This window comes from Sphingomonas sp. (assembly GCF_050725575.1).
GTDB lineage: Bacteria > Pseudomonadota > Alphaproteobacteria > Sphingomonadales > Sphingomonadaceae > Sphingomonas.
Genome location: NZ_JBOHHW010000011.1, coordinates 43,982 through 66,343, shown reverse-complemented (window position 1 = coordinate 66,343; position 22,362 = coordinate 43,982). Strand labels below are relative to the sequence as shown.

The window sequence follows — 22,362 nt, the reverse complement described above, 5'->3', positions numbered from 1 at the left end:
GGATTGATCGACACCCTCCGTTCGCGCTGAGCCTGTCGAAGGGCACGCTCAAGGCTTGGGCTTCGACAAGCTCAGCCCGAACGGTGATTGACTATGACCGGCCGGGCCTGCGCCTGGCCGAGCTGCCGACATGGCCGGTATGCGCCTGATAGAGTTCCGACAGGCGTTCGAGGCGTTTTTCCACCTTGGTGCCGAGCATGCCGATCACGTCATTGACCAGCAGGTTGACCGCGCAGCCCAACGCCACCTGCGAGCTCCAGAATAGCTCCACCTCGGTCGGCACGGCGATGACGTCATTGGTGAATTTGCGGATCCAGTCGCAGAATTTGTCGGTGAGCATGACCACCGGAATGCCCTCTCGGTTCGCGCGCGCCGCCAGGTCATAGGCCTGTTCCGAATACCGCCGCATATCGACCAGCACGAGGCACTGATCGGCAGGATCGGCCGCGAAAATCTCGTGATAATTGCCCGCCGTGGTGTCGGCGATGCTCACGCCTTCGCGCGCATATTGCAACAAGTGCGCGAGCGTCGCGGCAACGCCGCGTTCGGTCTGGAAGCCTGCGATATGCACATGGCGGCTGGTCGCCAGCAATGCGACGACGCGTTTCCACGTCTCGCCTTCGGCCATCGCATAGACTTCGATGATCCCGGCCAGTTCGAGCTCAAGGCTGCGCTTATCGCGGCTGCTCCCATCGCGGGCGCCAACGAACTCGGTCACCTGATCGCCGACCAGCCAGGGTACGCCCGACATGGTCATGCGCAGCCCGGCCTTGAGTTCCTTGAAGTGGCGATAGCCCATCATGCGCGAGAAGCGGCCGACCGTGGTCGCGCTGACCTGCAGCTTCTCGGCAATCGAATTGGCCGACTCGAACGCGATCCCGCCGCGATTGGTCAGGATGAAATTGGCGATCGACCGCTCCGCGGGCGTGAAGCTGTCAAGACTGTCCTCAAGCCGCTTCAGCAGATCGTGCGACGTGTCGGCGTCACCAGGCACTGACCATCTCTCCCCCATTTCCAATCACATGCCCTTCCTAGTGCAGCCGGCGCGCCGCCGCCAGCACGGCAATTCCCGCGCCGGATCACACGCTTGCATATGTCAATGTTACTAATTTGACATTTATCGACTCAATGACATAAATCTACCATCGTCATTTGGAGCGAAGCGACCCTCACCAAGATCAGGGCGTGTCCGGGCGACGGGGACAAAGGGAAAGCCATGACCACACAGGACCGCGTGACGCGTAAGGTACGGTATCGGCTATTGGGTGCCGGATTGAGTTCACTGGTATCGTCGCTGGTGTTGGCCAGCCCGGCCGCTGCACAGCAGGCAGCCGCTCCGACCGAGACACAAACGGAAGAAAGCACGCAAGCCGCCGACGACATCGTCGTCACTGCGACGCGGCGATCCGAAACGGTCCGCGACGTGCCGTTCAACATCCAGGCGATCTCTGCGGATACGCTGGAGAAGACGGGCGCGACCGATATCGCCGACTTCGCCAGGACTGTCCCGGGACTATCCTTTACCGACAGCGGACCGCGCGACGGCGTCAAGCTGGTGCTACGCGGCCTGCGCACCGGCAGCGAGGCGGGGCTTGAGCCGACTACCACGGTCTATGTCGACGAAGTGCCGATGGACATGCCCTATCGCGGCACGCCGCTTGACCTGAAGCTGGTCGATATCGAGCGCGTCGAAGTGCTGCGCGGCCCGCAGGGAACCTTGTTCGGCGGCGGGGCGATCGGCGGGACGCTACGCTACATCTCGAAAAAGCCGGACATGACAGCGATCGAGGGCAGAGTCGGCGCGGAACTGTCGACCACCCGCCATGGCGGCATCAATTACAATGTCACCGGGATGATCAACATCCCTCTCGCCGACTGGGTCGCGGTGCGCGCCGATGCGGGGCGTTTCGATAATCAGGGCTTCATCGACAATGTCCGGCTGGGCACCAGCAACATCAATGACGACAGGACCACCTCGGCCCATCTCGCCGTGCTGATGAAGCCGGTCGATAAGCTCGACATCAGCCTTTCCTATTATCGCCAGCAGGCGCGCTATGGCGATTCATACGGCCAGCGAGAGTCTCAGCCCCGATATACCGCGGATTATTATTTCCCTGGCGATACGCGCTACACAGCCCAGCTGGCCAATGTGACGATCGGCTATGATTTCGGCTGGGCCAACCTGACGTCGAGTTCGTCCTATGTCGACGAACGCCAGCGCTCCAGCGGCGATTCAACGCTCGGTATTCGCGACATCATCTTCGGCAGCTTCCTCGACCCTGCCGATATTCCCGAATTCACCGTGATCACCAACCGCCGCGCCAAATCGCACAGCTTCGCCCAGGAGGTGCGGCTGGTGTCGAGCTCGGACGGCCCGTTCAACTGGATTCTGGGCGGTTATTACAACACCAAGCGCGTGCATGAGGATCAGGAAGAGCTGGTGCCGGTCCCCTTCCCCGGCCAGGCCGCGTTCGAGCAGAATATCATCGGCGCGGAACTCAACGACGACAAGGAATATACTTATCAGAGCGATACGAAGACCCGCCAGTTCGCGGTGTTCGGCGAGCTGAAATATCAAGTCACCAGCGCCTGGCAGATATCGGTCGGCGGTCGCTATTTCGACGTCCGGAGCACGGGCGATTTCTACTCGATCGACCAGTGGTTCGGCCCGAACGCGCGTGACGCCAATGGCCTGGGGCGGACCACGCCACTGCCCGGCGAAGTCTCCGGCGGCCGTTACCGCGAAAAGGGCAGCGTCTGGCGGTTCAACACATCCTACAAGTTCGGCAAGGACGGCCTGGTCTATGTCACGGTTGCGCAAGGCTTCAGGCCGGGCGGCTTCAACCTCACCACGCCCAATACCGGCATTCCCCCTGAAGGACGCCAATACGCCTCGGACGACCTGATCAGCTATGAGCTTGGCGGCAAATTCTCGCTGCTGCGGAATCGGCTCTATGTGAGTTCGGCACTGTTTCGCATCGACTGGTCGGATATCCAGACCACGGTGCGCACCCCGCTCGGGTTCGCCTATCTCGGCAATGCCGGCCAAGCGGTATCACAGGGCGTGGAAATAGAACTCAACGCACGCGATGTCGCGCTTCGCGGGCTGTCTTTCAGTCTCGGCTATGGCTTTACCGACGCCAAGCTAACCGAGACGATCGCCGGGATCGGCTTCAAGGACGAGCGGATGCCGCTGGTCCCGCGCCATGCCCTTTCGGGGATGGCGGATTATAGCACCGAACTTGCCGGCGACCTAAAGGCCGGCCTCGCGTGGCTCACCACTTATACGAGCGGCAGCTATGCCGATTTCGGACGCTATAAGCCGGTCAGAGATCCCGTCACCGGCAATCCCGTTGCGGCGACGGCGATCAATCGGCAATATCTGCCGCTCGATCCTTATTGGCTGACCAATGTGTCAGTGCGCCTCGAAAGCAAGAGCTGGAGCGCGCGGCTGTTCATCGACAATCTGTTCGACGCCCGCTTCAAGACGTCGCGCCAGTTCCAGAATACCAACAGCCCCTATAACGCTCCCGATGTGAGCTATAACGCCAACCGGCCGCGTACCATTGGCTTGGGCCTGACGAAACGCTTCTAGCATTGCCCCGGGGCCGGCGGCGTCGATCCGATCGGGTCGACGCCGCACGATGCTCAGCCGATCACCAGACCTTCACGCGCTTGTCGGGCGCGAGGTAGAGTTTCTCGCCCGCTTTCACGTTGAATGCCGCGTACCAGGCATCGAGATTACGTACCGTCTGTACCCGCCACGGCGCCGGGGCATGAACGTCGGTCGCAACACGTGCGCGCAAGGCCTTTTCGCGCATCTTGGTGCGCCAGCTCTGGCCGAAGGCGAGGAAGAAGCGCTGGTCGCCAGTCAGGCCGTCGATCACCGGCGCCTCCTTGCCCCCGAGCGACGCGCGATAGGCTTCATAGGACGCGGTCAGGCCAGCGGCGTCGGCGATATTCTCGCCCAATTCCTGCTTCCCGTTGAGGTGCAGCCCCGGCAGCGCTTCATAGGCATTATACTGTGCGACCAAGGCCGCGCCGGCCTCTTCGAAATGCTTGAGATCGGCCGGGGTCCACCAATTGTGCAGCCGCCCGGTCGAATCGAAATCGGACCCGAGATTGTCGAAGCTGTGGCTGATCTCATGCCCGATCACCGCGCCGATCGCACCATAATTGGCGGCCGCGTCGAACTTGGCGTCGAAATAGGGCGTTTCGAGAATCGCGGCGGGGAAATTGAGCGCATTCTGCACCGGCAGGTTGACCGCGTTGACCGTCTGCGGCGTCATCCACCATTCGTTACGGTCGACCGGCTTGCCGATCTTGCCGATCTGATGGCGATATTCGGCAAGCCGCGCGCGCTGCAGATTGCCGACCGGATCGTCCGCCTTGATCTCAAGCGTCGAATAGTCGCGCCATTTGTCCGGATAGCCCACGCCGACGATCAGCACCTTCAGCTTCTTGCGCCCTTCCTCCCTGGTCGCGGGCGCGAGCCAGTCGAGCTTGGCCAGGCGATTGTCGAACGCGGCGACGATGTTCTTCACCATTCCTTGGATCTCGGTCTTCGACGATGCGGGGAAATATTTGCCGACATAGATCTGGCCGACCGCATCGCCGAGCTGCGCATTGACTGACGCGATGGCGCGCTTGTCGCGCGGCTGTTGCTGCGGCGTGCCGTTCAGCGTCTTGCTGTTGAAATCGAACGAGGCCGCATCAATCGCCTGCGGCAGCACCGACGTCACCTGATTGATGGTGTGAAAGGTCAGCCAGTCCTGCCACGCCGCGATCGGCTCACTACCGACCAGCGCAGACAATTTGATGATCGCGCCCGGCTGCCACAGCATGAAATCCTGCTGCGACGGCAGGGACGCCGCGTTCCAATAGGCATTCCAGTCGATCCCCGGCGCCTTGGCAGCGAAGTCGGCACGCTTCCACGATGCGGCGCCGTGCGCATCCTGGCTGGTGACGATGTCGTAATGCGCGTTCGCGATCTTGGTCTCGAGCGCGATGATGCGGTCGGCGCGCGCGGCGGCATCGCTGATACCCGACAGTGTCAGCAGCTTGGCGACATAGGCTTTGTAGCCGGCGCGCAACTCGGCCATTTCGGGCTTGGCCGACACATAATAATCGCGATCGGGCAGACCGAGCCCGCCCTGCATCAGATAGGGAATGGTCACGTCCGGCCGGTTCAGGTCCTGGGTCACGAACAGGCCGAACAGATTCTCCGTCTCGAAATTGCTCGCGTTGAGCGGGTCGGTATCGGCGCGCATCGTCGCGCCGAGCATTGCCGACAAGGCACCCTTGTCCTTCAGCGCGGCGATCGCATCGAGCTGGCTCTTGAGCGGCGCCATTCCGCGCTTCTCAATGCCGGCGGTGTCGGTATAGGCGGCGTAATAATCCGCAATGCGCCGCTCATCGGTGCCTGCCGCGGCATTGGCCTTGACCGCGGCCTGGATCAGCTCCGCGTTGCGCGCCTCGGCCACCTTGAACACGTCATAGCCGACACCGGTCGACGAACGATCGGCCGGGATTTCGGCCGTCTTCGCCCAGGTGCCGCTGGCATAGGCGTTGAAATCGTCGCCCGGCTTCACGGTCTTGTCGATCAGCGCCTGATCGACGCCGGCAAGCGTGCCGCTGGCGGATTGGCTCGTGCCGGTCGTCGTTGACGAGGGCGAGCAGGCAGCGCTGGCGAGCAGCAGCGCAAGGACAATGGAACGCTTCATGGGCACTCTCTCCGGTATTGCTGTATGATCACAGGACTACACTCACTCGCGCCGCCCTGCCAAGCCATGGGCCAACCCAGCCGCCTGCCTGTCGGCACAGCGATCGATCCGGTCGATCCACTTCCCATCACCCGCACCCGCCGCTAGGCACGATCGAAACGATAGAGGAAAACCGCCCCATGAGTGCTCCGGTGCTTGACACGAAACTCGCCGCAGAGAGCGAAACCTTCCGTGCCAACGCCGCGCATAACCGTGCGCTGGCCGACAAGCTGCGTGCCGATGTCGCGACGGCGGCGCTGGGCGGGCCCGAGAAAAGTCGCGAACGGCATGTTTCGCGCAACAAACTGCTTCCTCGCGATCGGGTCGAACGGCTGCTTGATCCGGGTTCGCCGTTCCTCGAGATCGGCCAGCTCGCCGCCAACGACGTGTATGACGGCGAAGTCCCAGGTGCAGGCATGATCGCGGGCATTGGCCGCGTGTCGGGCCGCCAATGCATGATCGTGTGCAACGACGCGACGGTGAAGGGCGGGACCTATTTCCCGATGACCGTGAAGAAGCATCTCCGCGCGCAGGAGATCGCCGAGGCCAACCGCCTGCCCTGCATCTATCTGGTCGACAGTGGCGGTGCGAACCTGCCGCACCAGGCCGAGGTGTTTCCCGACCGCGACCATTTCGGGCGCATCTTCTTCAACCAGGCGAACATGTCGGCGCTCGGCATCCCGCAGATCGCCTGTGTGATGGGCAGCTGCACCGCGGGCGGCGCCTATGTCCCGGCCATGTCGGACGAGACCGTCATCGTGCGCAACCAGGGCACGATCTTCCTCGCCGGCCCGCCGCTGGTGAAGGCCGCGACCGGCGAAGTGATCTCGGCCGAAGAGCTGGGCGGCGCGGATACGCATGGCCGACGCTCGGGCGTGGTCGATCATGTCGCCGAGAATGACGAACATGCGCTGACCATCGTCCGCGACATCGTTTCCACGCTGCAACCGCAGGCGGCGGGCGATGTGAACCTGAAGGATCCACGCCCACCCAAGTTCGATGCCGAAGAGCTGTACGGCATCGTTCCGAGCGATGTGCGTGCGCCCTATGACGTGCACGAGATCATCGCCCGCCTTGTCGACGGCAGCGAGTTCCACGAATTCAAGTCGCTCTACGGCACCTCATTGGTGTGCGGCTTCGCGCATATCTGGGGCATCCCGGTCGCGATCCTCGCCAATAACGGCGTATTGTTCAGCGAGAGCGCGCAAAAGGGCGCGCATTTCATCGAGCTCGCCTGCCAGCGGCGTATCCCGCTGCTGTTCCTGCAGAACATCTCCGGCTTCATGGTCGGCGGGAAGTATGAAGCCGAGGGCATCGCCAAGCATGGCGCGAAGCTGGTCACCGCGGTCGCGACCGCAACCGTACCCAAGATTACCGTGCTGATCGGTGGCAGCTTCGGCGCCGGCAATTACGGCATGTGCGGCCGCGCCTATTCGCCGCGCTTCCTGTTCAGCTGGCCCAATAGTCGCATCTCGGTGATGGGCGGCGAGCAGGCGGCGAGCGTGCTGGCGACCGTCCACCGCGATGCGGAGAGCTGGACTGAGGAACAGGCCGAGGCGTTCAAGGTGCCGATCCGCCAGCGTTACGAGGATGAAGGCAACCCCTGGCACGCCACTGCGCGGCTGTGGGACGACGGCATCATCGACCCGGCGCAGACCCGCGACGTGCTTGGCCTCGCCTTTGCCGCAACGCTCAATGCTCCGATCCCCGAACGTCCGGCGTTCGGTGTGTTCCGGATGTAGCAATATGTCGCACGACTTTGGCGAGTTACTCGCCCTGGCCACGGAACTTCAGAACCCCGCACGCAACACCGGCGATAGCGAGGCGCGCTTCAATATCGCGCGCGACGAATTTGTTCGCGATCTGCTCAGCGATGGCGGCGACCCTGGCGAGATCGCTCCTTTTCTCGTCGCCGACCTCGACGCACTGACCAGGCACCCCGAGACCGACCCGCATGCGGCCGCTTATGTCCGTGAGGCATTGCTGACACAATTTGCGGAGCAATCTCGCCGAAACGCGGCCCGCCGCCGCGTCATCGCACTGATCCCCACCGTGCTGCTCATATTGGCCACGATTGCCTATTTCTCTTACTGGTATTCCAATCTGATATGGATCGACCAGCCGATCGAGAGTGGCGCCGGGCTTGTGCAACGCGCCGCCGCGGTGGAGAAAGTGATACGCTATGAGAGCTGGGCTGAGGCCAAAATCCAGCGCGGCCGGTTCATCCTGCTCATCATCATCTGGCCGATCAAGCCAACCGATAGCGAAGTCACGGGCGCTAGCGAATTCGCTCGCCTGACCCTTCAATATGTGCAGCAGATCAACAGCGAGCCCGGCTGCGAAGACGTTTCGTACGATAACGAATTCGTTCAGCGGTTCACGGTCGACGCCACCGCAAGAGCTGTCTTGCGAGATCAAGCCACCGGACACGCGCCATCATTAAACTCTCTCCGCAAAGGCATTCATGATCGGCATTGTCTTGATATCAGACCTGCCGATGAGCCTGAGTCGCCAAAGGAAGAGGAATGACGATGGCAAGGTCTTCCCACCGCCCCCTGCAAGTGGAACAGCAAGCATATGAGAGGAATGCCGGTGGGTAAGTGAGCCCCTGCTACCTAGCCGGCAGCATCGACATCGTCTGTCGGCTGCTTCGCCTAAGGACATCCCGCCCCCTAGTTCGGGGAGGTTTTAGAAAGACTGCCATGGCCCTGCTCCTTGCGCTCCTCCTTGCCGCCCAGACCACGCCGGTGCAGCCCTTGCCCAAGGGCACCGGCCTGCCCCCTCCCGCTACGGACGAAGGGTCAGTGATGGCGCCGATCCTCGCCGCCTTTGCCGGGATCACGGCGCGCGACAGCGCGGCGATCCACGCGCAACTGCGGTCGAGCGGCAATGCCACGGTGATCATGGAGAAGCCCGACGGCACCCGCACGGTCAAAAATCTCGAGCTCGCTGCTTATGCCGAGGCCTCACCCGGCACCGAGCGCTACGAAGAACGGATGATCGATCCGGCGATCGAGATTGACGGGGCGATGGCAATGGTCTGGGGACCGTACAGCTTCTCGATCGACGGCGTGGTCAGGCATTGCGGCTTCCAGCATTTCGACCTGGTGCGCGAGGGTGAAAGCTGGAAGATCCAGAACGTCACCTGGTCGGTCCGGACCACCGGCTGCGCCGGCTGAGTGTCCACCCAATCGAGCCCCGGGAGCATGACATGAAGCACGCGCCTCTTCTTGCAATCGCCCTTCTCTTCGCCGCACCGGCGGCCGCGCAGCAAGCCTCAGCGGCTGACCATGGATCGAAGGAAGATGCTGCTGCGGTGCTCGCGACGATCGACACCGTGTTCAAGGCGCTGGCGGCAAAGGATCCAGCCGGAATCATTGCCATCACCGTCCCCGAGGGCCGCGCGACCGGAACGACGGTGACCGACATCGGTGAGCACCGGGTCACGTCGAGCGACTGGGCCGGCTTTGCCGCGCGCCTCGCCAAGGTCCCGGGCAAGCCGGTCGAGCGCAACATCGACCCGCATGTCCATGTCGATGGCGACATCGCGATGGTATGGACACCCTATGAATTCACGCTGGACGGCGCGTTTTCACATTGCGGGATCAATCATTTCGACCTGATCCGCGTACAGGGCGCGTGGAAGGTCCAGAACGTCACCTGGACTCAGCGCAAAACGGGATGCCCGGGGCGTTGACCCAGGGGCCGCAACAAGGGGGAGTTGAATGCCGAGTTCGCTGATCAGGATGTTCGCCACTGCGGCAATCCTCATCATATTGGGGATCGGCCTTGGCTTGCTGCGCCGGGACCAGCTCTCGATCCGCTGGCTGCTGGTTGGCGCCAGCCTCGCCTTTTTGAACGACTGTGCGCTGACCAATGGCTATGGCGTCCTGCCGGACCTGTTTCGAGGCAGCAGCTGGAACTGGCAGGGCAAGCTGCTCGCGCTCGCCCTCACGCTGGCGGTCGCATCGCATCCCGCATTCGGATGGCGCCGTTCGGGCCTCACATTGGTGCAGAACATGGCGGGATGGAAGGTCACCTATGCGGTCGCGGCCCTTGTCTGCCTGGTATTCATCGGCTTCGCGATCTCCATGCCCAATGAGCCGCTCGATCATCAGACGCTGGCGTTTCAGCTGACCATGCCTGGGCTGGAGGAAGAGCCCTTCTATCGTGGCATCCTGCTGCTCGCCTTCAACGAAGCGCTGCGCGGACGGATCCGGATGCTCGGCATCGACCTGGGATGGGGGGCGCTGCTGTCCTGCGTGGGGTTCGGGCTCGGCCATGCCTTTGATTATTCGCATGGCGCCTGGTCGTTCGACCTGATGACCATGGCGCTGACCGCGCTGCCGGCGTTCATCCTGGTATGGCTGCGCGAACGAACCGGCAGCCTGGTGCTGCCTGTCCTGCTGCATAATTTCGGCAATTCCATTTTCCTGGTTCTTTAGGTGTATCGATGATCAAGTCTCTCCTCATCGCCAATCGTGGCGAGATCGCCTGCCGCATCATCCGCACTGCGCGCGCCATGGGCGTGCGCACCATCGCGGTCTATTCCGATGCCGACGCCAAGGCGCTGCATGTCCGCCAGGCGGATGAAGCGGTGCATATCGGCCCATCCCCGGCACGCGAAAGCTATCTAGTCGGTGAGAAGATCACTGCCGCCGCCAAGGCGACCGGCGCCGAGGCAATCCATCCCGGCTATGGGTTCCTGTCGGAGAATGCCGATTTCGCACAGGCCGTGAAGGACGCCGGCATCATCTGGGTCGGACCCAATCCCGACAGCATCCGCGCAATGGGCCTGAAGGACGCCGCCAAGGAGCGGATGATCGCCGCCGGCGTGCCGGTGACGCCCGGCTATCTCGGCGAGGATCAGTCGCCCGAGCGGCTCGCAGCCGAAGCGGCCAAGGTCGGCTATCCGGTGCTGATCAAGGCGGTCGCCGGCGGCGGCGGCAAGGGTATGCGCCGGGTCGACGACCCTGCTGACTTTGCCGACGCATTGCTGTCGTGCCAGCGCGAGGCGGCATCGAGCTTCGGCAATACCCAGGTGCTGATCGAGAAGTACATCCTCAGCCCGCGCCATATCGAGGTGCAGGTGTTCGGCGACAGCCACGGCAATGTCGTCCACCTGTTCGAACGCGACTGCTCGCTGCAGCGCCGCCACCAGAAAGTGATCGAGGAAGCCCCTGCCCCCGGCATGGACGAGGACACGCGCGAGGCGATCTGCGCCGCGGCGGTCAAGGCGGCCAAGGCGGTCGATTATGTCGGGGCGGGCACGATCGAGTTCATCGCCGATGCAAGCGAAGGCCTGCGCGCCGACCGCATCTGGTTCATGGAGATGAACACCCGGCTGCAGGTCGAGCATCCGGTGACCGAGGAAATCACCGGGCAGGACCTGGTCGAGTGGCAGCTGCGCGTCGCGTCGGGCGAGACGCTGCCGAAGCGGCAGGACGAACTGGCTATAAACGGCTGGGCGATGGAAGCGCGGCTCTATGCCGAAGATCCCGTGACGGGGTTTTTGCCCAGCACCGGGCCGCTCACGCATCTCATGCTGCCCGAACATCAGGTGCGGGTTGAAACCGGTGTCTATGAAGGAGGCAGCGTCACGCCTTTCTATGACCCCATGATCGCCAAGCTGGTCGCGTCGGCATCCAGCCGCACTGAGGTCATCGCCAAGCTCAAGACCGCCTGCGAAACAACAGCGGTATGGCCGGTAAAAACAAACGCAGCATTCCTCGCCCGCTGCCTCACCGACGACCTGTTCATCGCCGGGACGATGGACACCGGGCTGTTGGCGGCGCGCGCCGATAGCCTGATTCCACCAGCCACGGTTCCGGATGCAGTTCGTCAAGCCGGCGCCATGGCCGTGGCGGCGGCGTCCCCAGGATCACCGCTGCGTCAGTCTGGAGACAGCCTGATCGACCGGCGAGAGGCTCCCACGCCCTGGCAGAAAATGTTCGGTTTCCGCCTCAATGCAGGAAATCAGGGCGTCATCCATTTCGCAATCGATGGAAAGCCGGATTCGGCCACGATCGAAGACCCGTGGCAGCCTTTGCCGGCATGGGTCGAGACCGCCGGTGGCACCATTATCAGCGGCATCAATGACGGCCGGGTCTTTGCGATATCGCCCGCCCGCGCATCAGGCGTCGCCGCCGGCGCGGCCGGCGACGGCGCGATCCTGTCGCCGATGCCGGGGCGAATCATCGCGGTCGAGGTCGTAGCGGGCGATATAGTGACCAAGGGGCAAAAGCTCGTCACGCTCGAGGCGATGAAGATGGAGCACAGCCTGGTCGCGCCGTTCGATGGGACTGTCGCCGAACTCAATGCCGAAACCGGTGGGCAGGTCAGCGAGGGCGCCGTGCTGGCGCGGATCGAGAAGGCGGAGTGAGTTTTCCAATCCCGCTCGCCCCGAGCCTGTCGAAAGGCTGCTGATCGCGAACGTTGCACTTGGTGCTATGGGCTTCGACAGGCTCAGCCCGAACGGGAATTGGGGAGTGTTTTGGAACATGAGCATCGTCCTCCGCCTCGCCGCCCGGTCGGACCTTCCCGCCATCGTCGCGCTGCTGGCCGATGACGATCTCGGCAGCGGTCGCGAGGATGCGAGCCTGCCGCTCGACCCGCATTATGTCGCGGCATTCGAGGCGATCGATGCCGATCCGAACCAGGAGAGCATCGTCGCCGAACTGGGCGGCAAGATCGTGGGTACGATGCAGCTCAGCTACCTCCCCGGCATTGCGCATCGCGGCGCGTGGCGCGGGCTGATCGAAGCGGTTCGCGTCTCGTCCGAGCTCCGCGGCCAGGGCATCGGCGCGCAGATGATCGAGTGGGCCAATGCCCGCTTCGCCGCGCGCGGATGCCGCATGGCGCAGCTCACCTCGCACCGCAGCCGGACCGATGCGCACCGCTTCTATGAGCGGCTCGGCTGGGATAAGAGCCATTACGGGTTCAAGTACAAGCTCACCGACTGAGCGGTTCAGATCTGACCCGGGGAGAGAAACGCGATGGCATTCGATTTCAGCGGCAAGACGGTGATGGTGTTCGGCGGCACCAGCGGCATCAATCTCGGCATCGCCAAATCCTTTGCCCGCGCCGGGGCGAAACTGGCGGTGGCGAGCCGCAGCCAGGACAAGGTCGACGCCGCCGTCGAAGCGCTGTCGCACGACAACCCGGCGCTGGGCTATGCGCTCGACGTGCGCGATTTCGATGCGGTGCAGGCGGCGATCGCCGATTTCCATGACAAGCGCGGCTCGATCGACGTGCTGATCTCCGGCGCGGCGGGCAATTTCCCGATTCCCGCGGCGATGCTCAGCCCCAAGGGGTTCAAGACCGTCACCGATATCGATACGCTCGGCACCTTCCATGTGATGCGCGCAGCCTATGAGTATCTGACCAAGCCTGGCGCGAGCGTGATCAACGTGTCGGCACCCCAGGCCTGGATCCCGATGGCGATGCAGATCCATGTCTGCGCGGCGAAGGCCGGTGTCGACATGATCACCAAGACGCTGGCGATCGAATGGGGCCGCGAAGGCGTGCGGGTCAATTCGGTTTCGCCGGGCCCGATCGACGGCACCGAGGGGATGGAACGGCTGGCTCCGACGCCGGAGGCCAAGGCCGCCTCGGCACGCGCAGTGCCGCTGGGGCGGCTCGGCACGGTCGATGACGTGGCGGATGTGTGCCTGTTCCTCGCGTCGGACTATGCGCGCTATGTCAGCGGCGTGGTCATCCCGGCGGATGGCGGCTGGACCGCCGGGCGCGGATTTGGCGGGCTGGGCTGACCCGCCTGGCGTGCTGCTGCTGGCTGTTCCTGGCTGTTATTTCCCGATTATGTTTTTTGCTGGCTGTTATGTTGGATTTCAGTCCTGGATTTGCATTTGTTATCAGATGCTTGAGCCAGGCTGGCTGTTATCGGAATAACAGCCAGCGAACAGCCAGGTAACAGCCAATGAACAGCCAGCACATTGGCTGTTATGGCGCGGAACAGCCAGGGACGCGCGGTGCGATATTTTTCCGGTCATGAGAAAGAGCGCGGCGGGTGCAAACAGCATTCCGCCAGGCGCTACACTGTCATTAGCGGGGCCAGGGTTGAATCGGACTTCACTGGAACCTCACCCCGGACTTGTTCCGGGGTCGGGCCGATAGGTTTGAGCCAGGATGTTCAAATGCACTCCGCGCCGCGCCGTGGACCCCGGAACAAGTCCGGGGTGACGATCATGGTCGGTGATCGCAGCGCCTTTAGACCGTAAAGCTTTCCCCGCACCCGCATTCGCCCTTGGCGTTGGGGTTCTGGAACACGAAACCGGCGGCGAAATCATCCTCGACCCAGTTCATGGTCGAGCCGATCAGGTACAGGATCGACCCGCCATCGACGAACAGGGTGCCGCCGGGCGTGTCGATGCGTTCGTCGAACGGCTTTGCCTCAGTCACATAGTCGACCGAATAGGCGAGGCCGGAACAGCCGCGGCGCGGCGTCGACAGCTTTACACCGATCGCATCCGCCGGCGCCTTGGCCATCAATTCGGCAATTCGCGCCTCAGCCGACGGCGTCAAAAAAAGTGCGGTCGGGCGGTTACGGGTTTTCACATCTGACATCGTCTACTCCATGCCCCCGAAAGAGAAGTCGGAACGGACCGAGTCCCCCTTGACCCGTTCCGGCTTCTCAATTCCCTCACAACATGCCCAGTTCGAGCTTCGCATCGTCGCTCATCTTCTGCGGGTCCCAGGGTGGATCCCAGACGAGATTGACTTCGGCACTGCCGACACCGGGTACCGCGCCGACGCGCAATTCGACCTCCATCGGCATCGATTCCGCGACCGGGCAATGCGGCGTGGTCAGCGTCATCGTCACCACGGCATGACCATCATCGGTCACATCGACACCATAGATCAGGCCGAGATCATAGATATTGACCGGGATTTCGGGATCGAAGATTTCCTTCAGCGCATCGACCACCGCTTCATACAGTGCCCCGCCGGGCTCGCCCGCGGGAAGACCCTGCGGCTTTTGCGCGAGAAAGCCTTCGAGATAGTCGCGCTTGCGTTCGAACGTCTCTGCAGCCGCTTCGACGCGGACGCGCGGCGGTGCCTCGACCGCTTCGACCTCTTCGACCGCAATCTTGCGTTCTTCGTTCATCCGAAGATCCTCGTCACTCGTTCAATACCCTTGACCAGCGCGTCCACGTCCGCGGCACCATTATAAACCCCGAAGCTCGCCCGTGCCGTTGCCGGAACGCCTAGCGCCTCCATCAAGGGTTGAGCGCAATGATGCCCGGCGCGGATCGCGACCTTCGCTTCGTCCAAGATGGTGCCGATGTCGTGCGGATGCACCCCCTGGATCGAAAAACTGACGATCCCGGCCGAGTCTTCCGGTCCGTAGAGCGTCACCGAATTGATCTGCGACAGCGCCTCGCGGGTTTTCGCGACCAGCGCCGTTTCATGCGCATGGATCGCGTCGAGCCCGATGCTCTCGACATAGTCGATCGCCGCATGCAACCCGAGCGCACCGACGATGTGCGGCGTCCCCGCCTCGAACCGTGCCGGCGGCGGCGCATAGGTGGTGCGGGCGAAGGTGACCTTGTCGATCATCGCGCCGCCGCCCTGATAGGGCGGCATGGCGTCGAGCAGTTCCGCTTTGCCCCACAGGATGCCGATCCCGGTCGGGCCGTAGAGCTTGTGCCCGGAGAAGACATAGAAATCGCAATCGAGCGCCGCGACATCGACCGCCATACGCGGCACCGCCTGGCAGCCGTCGAGCAGGATCTTCGCACCGACCGAATGCGCAATCTCCGCCGCACGCTTCGCATCGAGAACCGAGCCCAGCACGTTGGAGACATGAGCGAGTGCAACCAGCTTGTGCGCGGGCGTGATCATCGCCGCCATCGCATCGAGATCGATGCGGTGATCGGCGGTCAGCGGCACGACATCGATCGCGGCGCCAACGCGCTCAGCGACGAACTGCCACGGCACGATATTGGAGTGATGCTCCAGCGTAGAGAGCAAGATGCGGTCACCGGCCTTGAGCTGAGTCCCGGCCCAGCATTGCGCGACGAGATTGATCCCCTCGGTCGCGCCGCGCACGAACACGATCTCGTCGGACGAGGTCGCACCGATAAAGCCGGCGGCGCGCTTGCGCGCCGCTTCATAGGCCAGCGTCATGTCGGCCGAGCGTTGATACACGCCGCGGTGCACCGTCGCGTAAGTCGTGTCGTAGCCGCGCGTGATCGCGTCGATCACGACCTGCGGCTTTTGCGCGGTCGCGGCCGTGTCGAGATAGGCCCAGCCGGCGGGGATCGCCGGAAAATCGGCGAGCCGATCAAGCGGGCGGGTATCGGTGACTATGGTCATGAGAGCATCCGCTCCAGCGCAGCCTGCGCTGCAGCCTCAATGCGCTCACGCTCGGCCGCATCCTCGATGCCGGCAAAGGCGCTGGCCACGAATGCCTGCAGCAACAGGATCTTTGCCTCGGCCGGCGCAATGCCGCGGCTCATCAGATAGAAGAGCGCCATCGCATCGAGCTCGCCGACCGTCGCGCCGTGCGCGCATTTTACGTCATCAGCGAAGATCTCGAGCTCGGGCTTGGCATTGGCGGTCGCTGTGCGGGTGAGCAGCATCGCCTTGACCGACTGGCTGGCGTCAGTCTTCTGCGCGTCGCGCGCGACCGCGACCTTGCCGAGATAGCTGCCGGTCGCCTTGCCGCCGAGCACCGAGCGGACCAGCTGGTTCGAGGTCGCATTGGGTTCAACATGGTTAAGCGTGGTGACAATCTCGAGCGTCTGATCGCCGCCGCCAAGCATCGCGCCGCCAAGCTCGAAATGCGATCCTTCATGGCAGGTCACATCGATCGCGACGCGGCCGAGCCTGCCGCCGATGTTGAGGATGTGGAAGGTCGCGGTCGCACCCTTGTGCAGCACGACACGGAAATCGCGGATCGCGACCGCATCAAGCGACGCGTCCTGCACGATCACGCGCGAGATTGATTCCCCCGCGGCGACTTCGACCAGTTCGGGCGCGGGGACTGGCCAGACTGAGGCGACCGCTTCGAGATCGCTATAGCGCCAGGCCTCGTCGCGCCGGGTGGGAAGAGCGAGAGTCATAGTTCCTCCCCGGCACGGGGAGGGGGACCATTCGCCTCTTCCGGCGAATGGTGGAGGGGGAGTGCCGCAGGTGACGCGCTTGTGGAGAGCCCCCTCCACCGCTTCGCGGTCCCCCTCCCCGTGCCGGGGAGGATTTGAAGGGCGCTCATGCCGCCACCGCCGCATAGCCTTCGGCTTCGAGCTCATGCGCGAGTTCCGCCCCGCCGGAGCGAATGATGCGACCGCCGCTCAGGACATGCACGAAATCCGGTTTCACATAGTCGAGCAGCCGCTGGTAATGCGTGATCAGGATCACCGCCTTGTCGGGCGCCCGCATGATGCGGTTGATGCCGTCGCCGACCACGCGCAGCGCATCGATATCGAGGCCGGAATCGGTTTCGTCGAGGATCGCCAGCTTCGGGCCAATAATACCCATCTGCACCATCTCGTTGCGCTTCTTCTCGCCGCCGGAAAAGCCGACATTGACCGGGCGCTTGAGCATCTCCTGGTCCATCGACAGCAGATCTGCCTGCGCGCGCGCCAGCTTGAGGAACTCGCCGCCCGATAGCGGCGCCTCGCCACGCGCCTTACGCTGAGCGTTCAGAGACTCGCGCAGGAACTGGACGTTGGACACGCCGGGGATTTCGACCGGATACTGGAAACCCAGGAACAGGCCGGCGGCGGCACGCTCATGCGGCGCCATCTCCAGCAGGTCCTCGCCGCCAAGCGTCACCGAGCCTTCAGTCACTTCATAACCGGGGCGCCCGCCCAGCACATAGCCGAGCGTCGACTTGCCCGCGCCGTTCGGGCCCATGATCGCATGGACCTCGCCGGCATTGACCGTGAGCGAGAGTCCCTTGAGGATTTCCTTGCCGTCGATTTCGGCATGGAGGTTGTCGATCTTCAGCATTTCAGTTTGAACTCGCCTTTGGCTTGAAACGATATTTGTCGCCCGCCTCTTGATAGAAGCGGCACCAGTTAAACTGCTGTCCGGACGAACCGGGATGGTCGCACAGATCACCCAGGACACTGCGCAACAGGAGATAATCTCCACTGCTTTTCGCATCGAAAAACCGCGCACCCACTTGCTCATTGGCAAAATGAGTCGGCGTCGAACCCAGCTCATGAAACAAGCCGAGCGCTTCATGACATGCCGGCGCATTCGCACGATCCGTTGCGGGGTGTCCGAAACATGCCTCAGCCCGCTGACGGTAAAGATCGGCCCGCGCTATTGCCTCGGCGCCGGATCGCTCATTGCCAGCCGCGCCAGCACTACATGCCGAAGTCATGGCGAGCGCTGCGATCGCAGCTGTCAGCCTGTAGGTGATCACCCCACGCTTCCCTCAAGCGAGATGCCCAGCAGTTTCTGCGCCTCGACCGCGAATTCCATCGGCAGCTGCTGCAACACTTCGCGCGCGAAGCCGTTGACGATCAGCGCCACCGCCGCCTCGCTGTCGAGCCCGCGCTGCATCGCGTAGAACATCTGGTCGTCGCTGATCTTCGAGGTGGTCGCTTCATGCTCGATCTGCGCCGAGGGATTGCGCACTTCGATATAGGGCACGGTATGAGCGCCGCACTGGTCGCCGAGCAGCAGGGAATCGCACTGCGTGAAGTTGCGCACCCCTTCCGCGGTCGGCGCCACGCGGACCAGGCCGCGATAGGTATTGTCCGAACGCCCGGCGGAAATGCCCTTCGACACGATAGTCGAGCGGGTGTTCTTGCCGAGATGGATCATCTTGGTGCCGGTATCGGCCTGTTGCCGGTTGTTGGTCACCGCGACAGAATAGAATTCGCCGACGCTGTTCTCGCCCGCCAGCACGCAGCTGGGATATTTCCAGGTGATCGCGCTGCCGGTCTCGACCTGAGTCCAGCTGACCTTTGAGTTCTTCCCCTGGCACAAAGCGCGCTTGGTGACGAAATTATAGATCCCGCCCTTGCCGTTCTCGTCGCCCGGGTACCAGTTTTGCACGGTCGAATATTTGATCTCGGCATCGTCGAGCGCGACCAGTTCGACCACCGCGGCGTGAAGCTGGTTCTCGTCACGCATCGGCGCGGTGCAGCCTTCTAGGTACGACACATAAGCGCCCTTGTCGGCGACGATCAGAGTGCGTTCGAACTGGCCGGTATTTTCGGCATTGATGCGGAAATAGGTGCTCAGCTCCATCGGGCAGCGCACGCCCTCCGGCACATAAACGAAGGTACCGTCGCTGAAGACCGCGCAATTGAGCGCTGCGAAATAATTGTCGTGCTGCGGTACGACCTTGCCGAGCCATTTGCGCACCATGTCGGGATAGTCGCGGATCGCTTCGCTGATCGAGCGGAAGATCACCCCGGCGCTTTCGAGCTCGGCACGGAAAGTGGTCGCGACCGAGACGCTGTCGAACACCGCGTCGACCGCGACCTTGCGCGCGCCCTCGACCCCGGCGAGCATCTTCTGCTCCTCGATCGGGATGCCGAGCTTTTCATAGACGCGCAGGATTTCGGGATCGACCTCGTCAAGCGAACCAAGCTTCGGCTTGGCCTTGGGCTCGGCGTAATAATAGGCGTCCTGATAATCGATCGGCGGGATGTTGAGCTTGGCCCAGTCGGGCGGGGTCATGGTCAGCCACAGGCGATAGGCCTTGAGCCGCCACTCAAGCATCCATTCGGGCTCGTTCTTCTTGGCCGAGATGAAGCGAACCGTGTCCTCGCTCAAACCCTTGGGCGCGAATTCCTGTTCGATGTCCGAATGGAAGCCCCATTCATAGGTCTTGTTGGCGGCGGCATGCGCTTCGGCGTTCTTGGGCATGTCCTTGGTGTCCAGGTCCTTGATGTCCATGTCAGTTCATCACCTCAGCGCCGAGCGCCATATCGACCCTGGTTTCGGCCGGATTGGTTTGGAGCGGCGTGCTGGAGAGCGTGGCGAGGCTGACGCCCGCCAATGCCCCGCGCACCGCGCCGTTGACGGTGTTCCAGTGCGGCTTCACCCGGCACACATCCTCATGCCCGCAATCATGGCGCCCGGCCTCGACGCATGAGGTCATCGCGATCGGCCCCTCGACCGCCTCGATAATGTCGGCAAGGCTGATCGCGGCGGCCGGCCGGGCGAGGCGAAAGCCGCCGCCGGTACCGCGCGCACTCTCGATCAGGCCCGCTGCCGAGAGCCGGCTGACCAGTTTCTGCACGGTAGGAAGCGGCACGCCGGTTTCCTCAGCCAGCAGAGTCGCGTTGAGCCGCGCCACGCCACCGCAATGGCGCGCGGTCGCGCTCATCATCACGACGGCATAATCGGCAAGGCTCGAAAGGCGCATGAGTTCCTAATCGGATTGATTCGTTCCGATTGGGCATGTGGGGGCGCGAAGGGGTCGGGTCAACCTTAAATCCACCCTGATCCTCCCCGATATGGGGAGGACTAGGTTCCGCTGATCAATGGGCTGACCTGCCCGCCCAGTGCCGTCCGCCGATGGATGGTCATGCGCTGCAGCACGCCCGGCTCCGCCTTGATCTGGCGCGGGGTCAGGCCAGTGAACTGCTTCACCTCGCGGATCAAGTGCGATTGATCGTAAAAACCGCGACCGATGACGTCGTCGACATCCTCGCCGTCCGCAACCAGCGCAACCGCGGCACGCAGCGCACGATATTTGCGCGCGAGCAGTTTCGGCGGTGCGCCGTACATGGCGTTGCACTTGCGTTCGACCTGACGCCGCGACAGGCCGGTCACTGCGACCAGATCGTCCATTTCGGGCGACAGGCTCGCGGCGAGCCAGCCATCGACCTGACGCACGAAGCGGCAAGCCTGTTCGTCACCCTCACGCACCAGGTCGCGCACCAGCGCCTCGCCGATCGCGAACCGCGCCGCATTGTCGGTCGCCTCGCGCAGTGCCGTCGCCGTTGCCTTCAACCGGGCCGCCCCGAAAGGAACGCTGGCGTCGATCGTGCGGTTCAGCACCGATGACGCCTCGCTGCCGATCATCGCCGCCCACCCCGCCGCGGTCACGCCCATGCCGAACACTTCGACCGGGCCGGCGACACGGACGTGCATCGGGCCACTGGTCGGGCCGATGATATGGAAATCGGCGGGCGTCTGGATCGATTCATCGGGGAAGCGATATTCCGCGCCGCCCGGCGACAGGCGGACGCGCAGCTGCGCATGATCGGCGCGTTCGCTATCCTCGAACACGGGAACATCGGCCCGGAAATAATAGAAAAGCGTGATATATTCGGACAGGTCTGCGGCCGGGACCGCGTAGTCCAGCTGAAAATCCGACAATGATTGCGCCCCTGTTCTTTTATGACCGCAGCCTATCGCTTCGGGACACAAAAGAAAAGCGGCCCGGGCGGCGAACCGCCCGGGACCGTAAAGTTAAAGAACCCCCTGTTGCGAAAGGGTTCCTTGGGTCGCAAGAGCCTTTGAGCAAATTCCAATCCGGCTGTATTGGACGAAACCGCCATATCGGTGGAAAAGCGTCATGAGATTTTTGACCGCGCGGCCCGCCAATGCCATGGCGCGGCGATGCTCTTTCCCCTGATCCGCCCGATTGTGTTCGCCCTTGATGCCGAGCGTGCGCATGGCCTGACCATCGCCCTGCTCGCTGCCTGGGGCGGTCGAGGGCTGACGCAAAGCAGCGACCCGATCCTGCGCACCAATATTGCCGGACTCGATTTCGCCAGCCCGGTCGGCCTGGCCGCCGGCGTCGATAAGGACGGACGCGCAATCGACGGCTTTTTCGGGCTTGGCCTGGGCAGCGTGGAGATCGGCACGCTCACCCCACTGCCACAGGCCGGCAATCCGCGCCCGCGCATCTTCCGGCTGCGCGAGGACCGTGGGGTGATCAACCGGCTGGGATTCAACAATGGCGGCATCGACGCTGCCCTGCCCCGCGTGAACACAGCCAGGCGCAAAGGCGTACTCGGCATTAATGTCGGCGCGAACAAGGATAGTGCGGACCGTGTGGCGGATTATCGCATCGGCGTGGAGCGGGCGGCGGCGATCGCCGATTATGTCACGATCAACATCAGTTCCCCCAACACGCCGGGCCTACGCGACCTGCAGCACGGATCGGCGCTGACCGAATTGCTCGCTGCCGCCGACGAAGCGCGGCGCATCCCGATCCAGCGCCCGCCCTTATTTCTGAAGGTCGCGCCCGACCTCAACGCGCGCGAGATCGACGGCATCGCCCGCGCCGCGATCGCCCACAATGTCGACGCGCTGATCATCAGCAATACGACCTTGTCGCGTCCCGGCCTCACATCGGCCCGCGCGATCGAGACCGGCGGCCTGTCAGGCGCGCCGCTCGCGAAACTCGCGCGCCAGCGACTCGGTGATTTCCGCAAGGCGACTGGCGCGGCGCTGCCGCTGATCTCGGTCGGCGGCATCGGCAGCGCGGAAGAGGCCTATGCCCGCATCCGCGGCGGCGCGAGCCTGGTCCAGCTCTATACCGCCCTGGTTTATGAGGGCCCCGGCCTGCCGCGCCGCGTCAACCAGGGGCTCGCCCGGCTGCTGCGTCGCGACGGCTTTGCCAATATCGAGGATGCCGTCGGCATCGAATGACGTAGCG

The 22,362-nt window shown here is 63.3% G+C and carries 21 protein-coding genes; 10 read left to right on the top strand and 11 right to left on the bottom strand.

Annotation, left to right across the window (positions count from 1 at the left end):
- Window positions 1–91: 91 nt before the first annotated feature.
- The gene (locus ACRECS_RS10000) at window positions 92–994 is read right to left on the bottom strand and encodes a MurR/RpiR family transcriptional regulator (RefSeq protein WP_431582815.1); all 903 of its coding nucleotides are present in this window, start codon (window positions 992–994) and stop codon (window positions 92–94) included.
- A gap of 222 nt (window positions 995–1,216) precedes the next feature.
- Here ACRECS_RS10000 and ACRECS_RS09995 point away from each other — a divergent pair, with 222 nt between their 5' ends.
- Window positions 1,217–3,595 carry a TonB-dependent receptor gene (locus ACRECS_RS09995; RefSeq protein WP_431582814.1) on the top strand — a complete coding sequence of 793 codons (2,379 nt, stop codon included), beginning with the start codon at window positions 1,217–1,219 and terminating at the stop codon, window positions 3,593–3,595.
- A gap of 61 nt (window positions 3,596–3,656) precedes the next feature.
- Here the strand turns inward: ACRECS_RS09995 and ACRECS_RS09990 are convergent, their stop codons facing one another.
- Window positions 3,657–5,723, bottom strand: coding sequence for a M13 family metallopeptidase (locus ACRECS_RS09990; protein WP_431582813.1), 2,067 nt, complete (start codon window positions 5,721–5,723; stop codon window positions 3,657–3,659).
- Between the two features lie 179 nt (window positions 5,724–5,902).
- On the opposite strand from ACRECS_RS09990, the gene ACRECS_RS09985 reads away from it, so the two are divergent.
- From ACRECS_RS09985 to ACRECS_RS09950, 8 genes are all read left to right on the top strand, one after another.
- A complete protein-coding gene (locus tag ACRECS_RS09985) occupies window positions 5,903–7,504 on the top strand; it encodes a carboxyl transferase domain-containing protein (protein WP_431582812.1) in 1,602 nt (533 codons plus the stop codon).
- Window positions 7,505–7,508: 4 nt separating this feature from the next.
- On the top strand, window positions 7,509–8,291 hold the full coding sequence (locus tag ACRECS_RS09980) for a hypothetical protein (RefSeq protein WP_431582811.1): 783 nt from the start codon (window positions 7,509–7,511) through the stop codon (window positions 8,289–8,291).
- 173 nt (window positions 8,292–8,464) lie between these two features.
- Window positions 8,465–8,941, top strand: a complete 477-nt coding sequence (locus tag ACRECS_RS09975; RefSeq protein WP_431582810.1) for a nuclear transport factor 2 family protein — start codon at window positions 8,465–8,467, stop codon at window positions 8,939–8,941.
- A gap of 32 nt (window positions 8,942–8,973) precedes the next feature.
- Entirely contained in the window at window positions 8,974–9,459 is a 486-nt protein-coding gene (locus tag ACRECS_RS09970) for a nuclear transport factor 2 family protein (RefSeq protein ID WP_431582809.1), read from the top strand.
- Window positions 9,460–9,487: 28 nt separating this feature from the next.
- Window positions 9,488–10,207, top strand: a complete 720-nt coding sequence (locus ACRECS_RS09965; RefSeq protein ID WP_431582808.1) for a CPBP family intramembrane glutamic endopeptidase, BDIM_20840 family — start codon at window positions 9,488–9,490, stop codon at window positions 10,205–10,207.
- An 8-nt stretch (window positions 10,208–10,215) separates the two neighbouring features.
- Window positions 10,216–12,144, top strand: coding sequence for an acetyl/propionyl/methylcrotonyl-CoA carboxylase subunit alpha (locus ACRECS_RS09960; protein ID WP_431582807.1), 1,929 nt, complete (start codon window positions 10,216–10,218; stop codon window positions 12,142–12,144).
- A gap of 118 nt (window positions 12,145–12,262) precedes the next feature.
- On the top strand, window positions 12,263–12,724 hold the full coding sequence (locus ACRECS_RS09955; RefSeq protein WP_431582806.1) for an N-acetyltransferase family protein: 462 nt from the start codon (window positions 12,263–12,265) through the stop codon (window positions 12,722–12,724).
- Window positions 12,725–12,757: 33 nt separating this feature from the next.
- The gene (locus tag ACRECS_RS09950; RefSeq protein ID WP_431582805.1) at window positions 12,758–13,531 is read left to right on the top strand and encodes an SDR family oxidoreductase; all 774 of its coding nucleotides are present in this window, start codon (window positions 12,758–12,760) and stop codon (window positions 13,529–13,531) included.
- Window positions 13,532–13,988: 457 nt separating this feature from the next.
- On the opposite strand, the gene ACRECS_RS09945 is transcribed toward ACRECS_RS09950, so the two are convergent.
- The 9 genes from ACRECS_RS09945 to ACRECS_RS09905 form a co-directional block, all read right to left on the bottom strand.
- The gene (locus ACRECS_RS09945) at window positions 13,989–14,345 is read right to left on the bottom strand and encodes a HesB/IscA family protein (RefSeq protein ID WP_431582804.1); all 357 of its coding nucleotides are present in this window, start codon (window positions 14,343–14,345) and stop codon (window positions 13,989–13,991) included.
- Window positions 14,346–14,421: 76 nt separating this feature from the next.
- Window positions 14,422–14,886, bottom strand: a complete 465-nt coding sequence (locus ACRECS_RS09940) for an SUF system Fe-S cluster assembly protein (RefSeq protein ID WP_431582803.1) — start codon at window positions 14,884–14,886, stop codon at window positions 14,422–14,424.
- The gene (locus ACRECS_RS09935) at window positions 14,883–16,097 is read right to left on the bottom strand and encodes a cysteine desulfurase (protein ID WP_431582802.1); all 1,215 of its coding nucleotides are present in this window, start codon (window positions 16,095–16,097) and stop codon (window positions 14,883–14,885) included. The genes ACRECS_RS09940 and ACRECS_RS09935 overlap by 4 nt, the downstream gene beginning before the upstream one ends.
- Window positions 16,094–16,846 carry a SufD family Fe-S cluster assembly protein gene (locus ACRECS_RS09930; RefSeq protein ID WP_431582801.1) on the bottom strand — a complete coding sequence of 251 codons (753 nt, stop codon included), beginning with the start codon at window positions 16,844–16,846 and terminating at the stop codon, window positions 16,094–16,096. The genes ACRECS_RS09935 and ACRECS_RS09930 overlap by 4 nt, the downstream gene beginning before the upstream one ends.
- Before the next feature lie 145 nt (window positions 16,847–16,991).
- Window positions 16,992–17,735, bottom strand: coding sequence for a Fe-S cluster assembly ATPase SufC (gene sufC / locus ACRECS_RS09925; RefSeq protein ID WP_431582800.1), 744 nt, complete (start codon window positions 17,733–17,735; stop codon window positions 16,992–16,994).
- A 1-nt stretch (window position 17,736) separates the two neighbouring features.
- Entirely contained in the window at window positions 17,737–18,156 is a 420-nt protein-coding gene (locus ACRECS_RS09920) for a hypothetical protein (protein WP_431582799.1), read from the bottom strand.
- Entirely contained in the window at window positions 18,153–19,643 is a 1,491-nt protein-coding gene (gene sufB / locus ACRECS_RS09915; protein WP_431582798.1) for a Fe-S cluster assembly protein SufB, read from the bottom strand. The genes ACRECS_RS09920 and sufB overlap by 4 nt, the downstream gene beginning before the upstream one ends.
- Before the next feature lies 1 nt (window position 19,644).
- A complete protein-coding gene (locus ACRECS_RS09910) occupies window positions 19,645–20,115 on the bottom strand; it encodes an SUF system Fe-S cluster assembly regulator (protein WP_431582797.1) in 471 nt (156 codons plus the stop codon).
- A 101-nt stretch (window positions 20,116–20,216) separates the two neighbouring features.
- On the bottom strand, window positions 20,217–21,074 hold the full coding sequence (locus ACRECS_RS09905; RefSeq protein WP_431582796.1) for a helix-turn-helix domain-containing protein: 858 nt from the start codon (window positions 21,072–21,074) through the stop codon (window positions 20,217–20,219).
- Between the two features lie 243 nt (window positions 21,075–21,317).
- Here ACRECS_RS09905 and ACRECS_RS09900 point away from each other — a divergent pair, with 243 nt between their 5' ends.
- The gene (locus ACRECS_RS09900) at window positions 21,318–22,355 is read left to right on the top strand and encodes a quinone-dependent dihydroorotate dehydrogenase (RefSeq protein WP_431582795.1); all 1,038 of its coding nucleotides are present in this window, start codon (window positions 21,318–21,320) and stop codon (window positions 22,353–22,355) included.
- Window positions 22,356–22,362: the final 7 nt, after the last annotated feature.

Bases quoted from the DNA above. Each gene is read 5' to 3' on its own strand.
- ACRECS_RS09950 (WP_431582805.1), top strand. From the start codon at position 12,758: ATGGCATTCGATTTCAGCGGCAAGACGGTGATGGTGTTCGGCGGCACC.
- sufB (WP_431582798.1), bottom strand. From the start codon at position 19,643: ATGGACATCAAGGACCTGGACACCAAGGACATGCCCAAGAACGCCGAA.
- sufC (WP_431582800.1), bottom strand. From the start codon at position 17,735: ATGCTGAAGATCGACAACCTCCATGCCGAAATCGACGGCAAGGAAATC.
- ACRECS_RS09965 (WP_431582808.1), top strand. From the start codon at position 9,488: ATGCCGAGTTCGCTGATCAGGATGTTCGCCACTGCGGCAATCCTCATC.
- ACRECS_RS09930 (WP_431582801.1), bottom strand. From the start codon at position 16,846: ATGACTCTCGCTCTTCCCACCCGGCGCGACGAGGCCTGGCGCTATAGC.
- ACRECS_RS09945 (WP_431582804.1), bottom strand. From the start codon at position 14,345: ATGTCAGATGTGAAAACCCGTAACCGCCCGACCGCACTTTTTTTGACG.
- ACRECS_RS09935 (WP_431582802.1), bottom strand. From the start codon at position 16,097: ATGACCATAGTCACCGATACCCGCCCGCTTGATCGGCTCGCCGATTTT.
- ACRECS_RS09910 (WP_431582797.1), bottom strand. From the start codon at position 20,115: ATGCGCCTTTCGAGCCTTGCCGATTATGCCGTCGTGATGATGAGCGCG.
- ACRECS_RS09990 (WP_431582813.1), bottom strand. From the start codon at position 5,723: ATGAAGCGTTCCATTGTCCTTGCGCTGCTGCTCGCCAGCGCTGCCTGC.
- ACRECS_RS09985 (WP_431582812.1), top strand. From the start codon at position 5,903: ATGAGTGCTCCGGTGCTTGACACGAAACTCGCCGCAGAGAGCGAAACC.
- ACRECS_RS09975 (WP_431582810.1), top strand. From the start codon at position 8,465: ATGGCCCTGCTCCTTGCGCTCCTCCTTGCCGCCCAGACCACGCCGGTG.
- ACRECS_RS09970 (WP_431582809.1), top strand. From the start codon at position 8,974: ATGAAGCACGCGCCTCTTCTTGCAATCGCCCTTCTCTTCGCCGCACCG.
- ACRECS_RS09960 (WP_431582807.1), top strand. From the start codon at position 10,216: ATGATCAAGTCTCTCCTCATCGCCAATCGTGGCGAGATCGCCTGCCGC.
- ACRECS_RS09940 (WP_431582803.1), bottom strand. From the start codon at position 14,886: ATGAACGAAGAACGCAAGATTGCGGTCGAAGAGGTCGAAGCGGTCGAG.
- ACRECS_RS09995 (WP_431582814.1), top strand. From the start codon at position 1,217: ATGACCACACAGGACCGCGTGACGCGTAAGGTACGGTATCGGCTATTG.
- ACRECS_RS09955 (WP_431582806.1), top strand. From the start codon at position 12,263: ATGAGCATCGTCCTCCGCCTCGCCGCCCGGTCGGACCTTCCCGCCATC.
- ACRECS_RS09900 (WP_431582795.1), top strand. From the start codon at position 21,318: ATGCTCTTTCCCCTGATCCGCCCGATTGTGTTCGCCCTTGATGCCGAG.
- ACRECS_RS09980 (WP_431582811.1), top strand. From the start codon at position 7,509: ATGTCGCACGACTTTGGCGAGTTACTCGCCCTGGCCACGGAACTTCAG.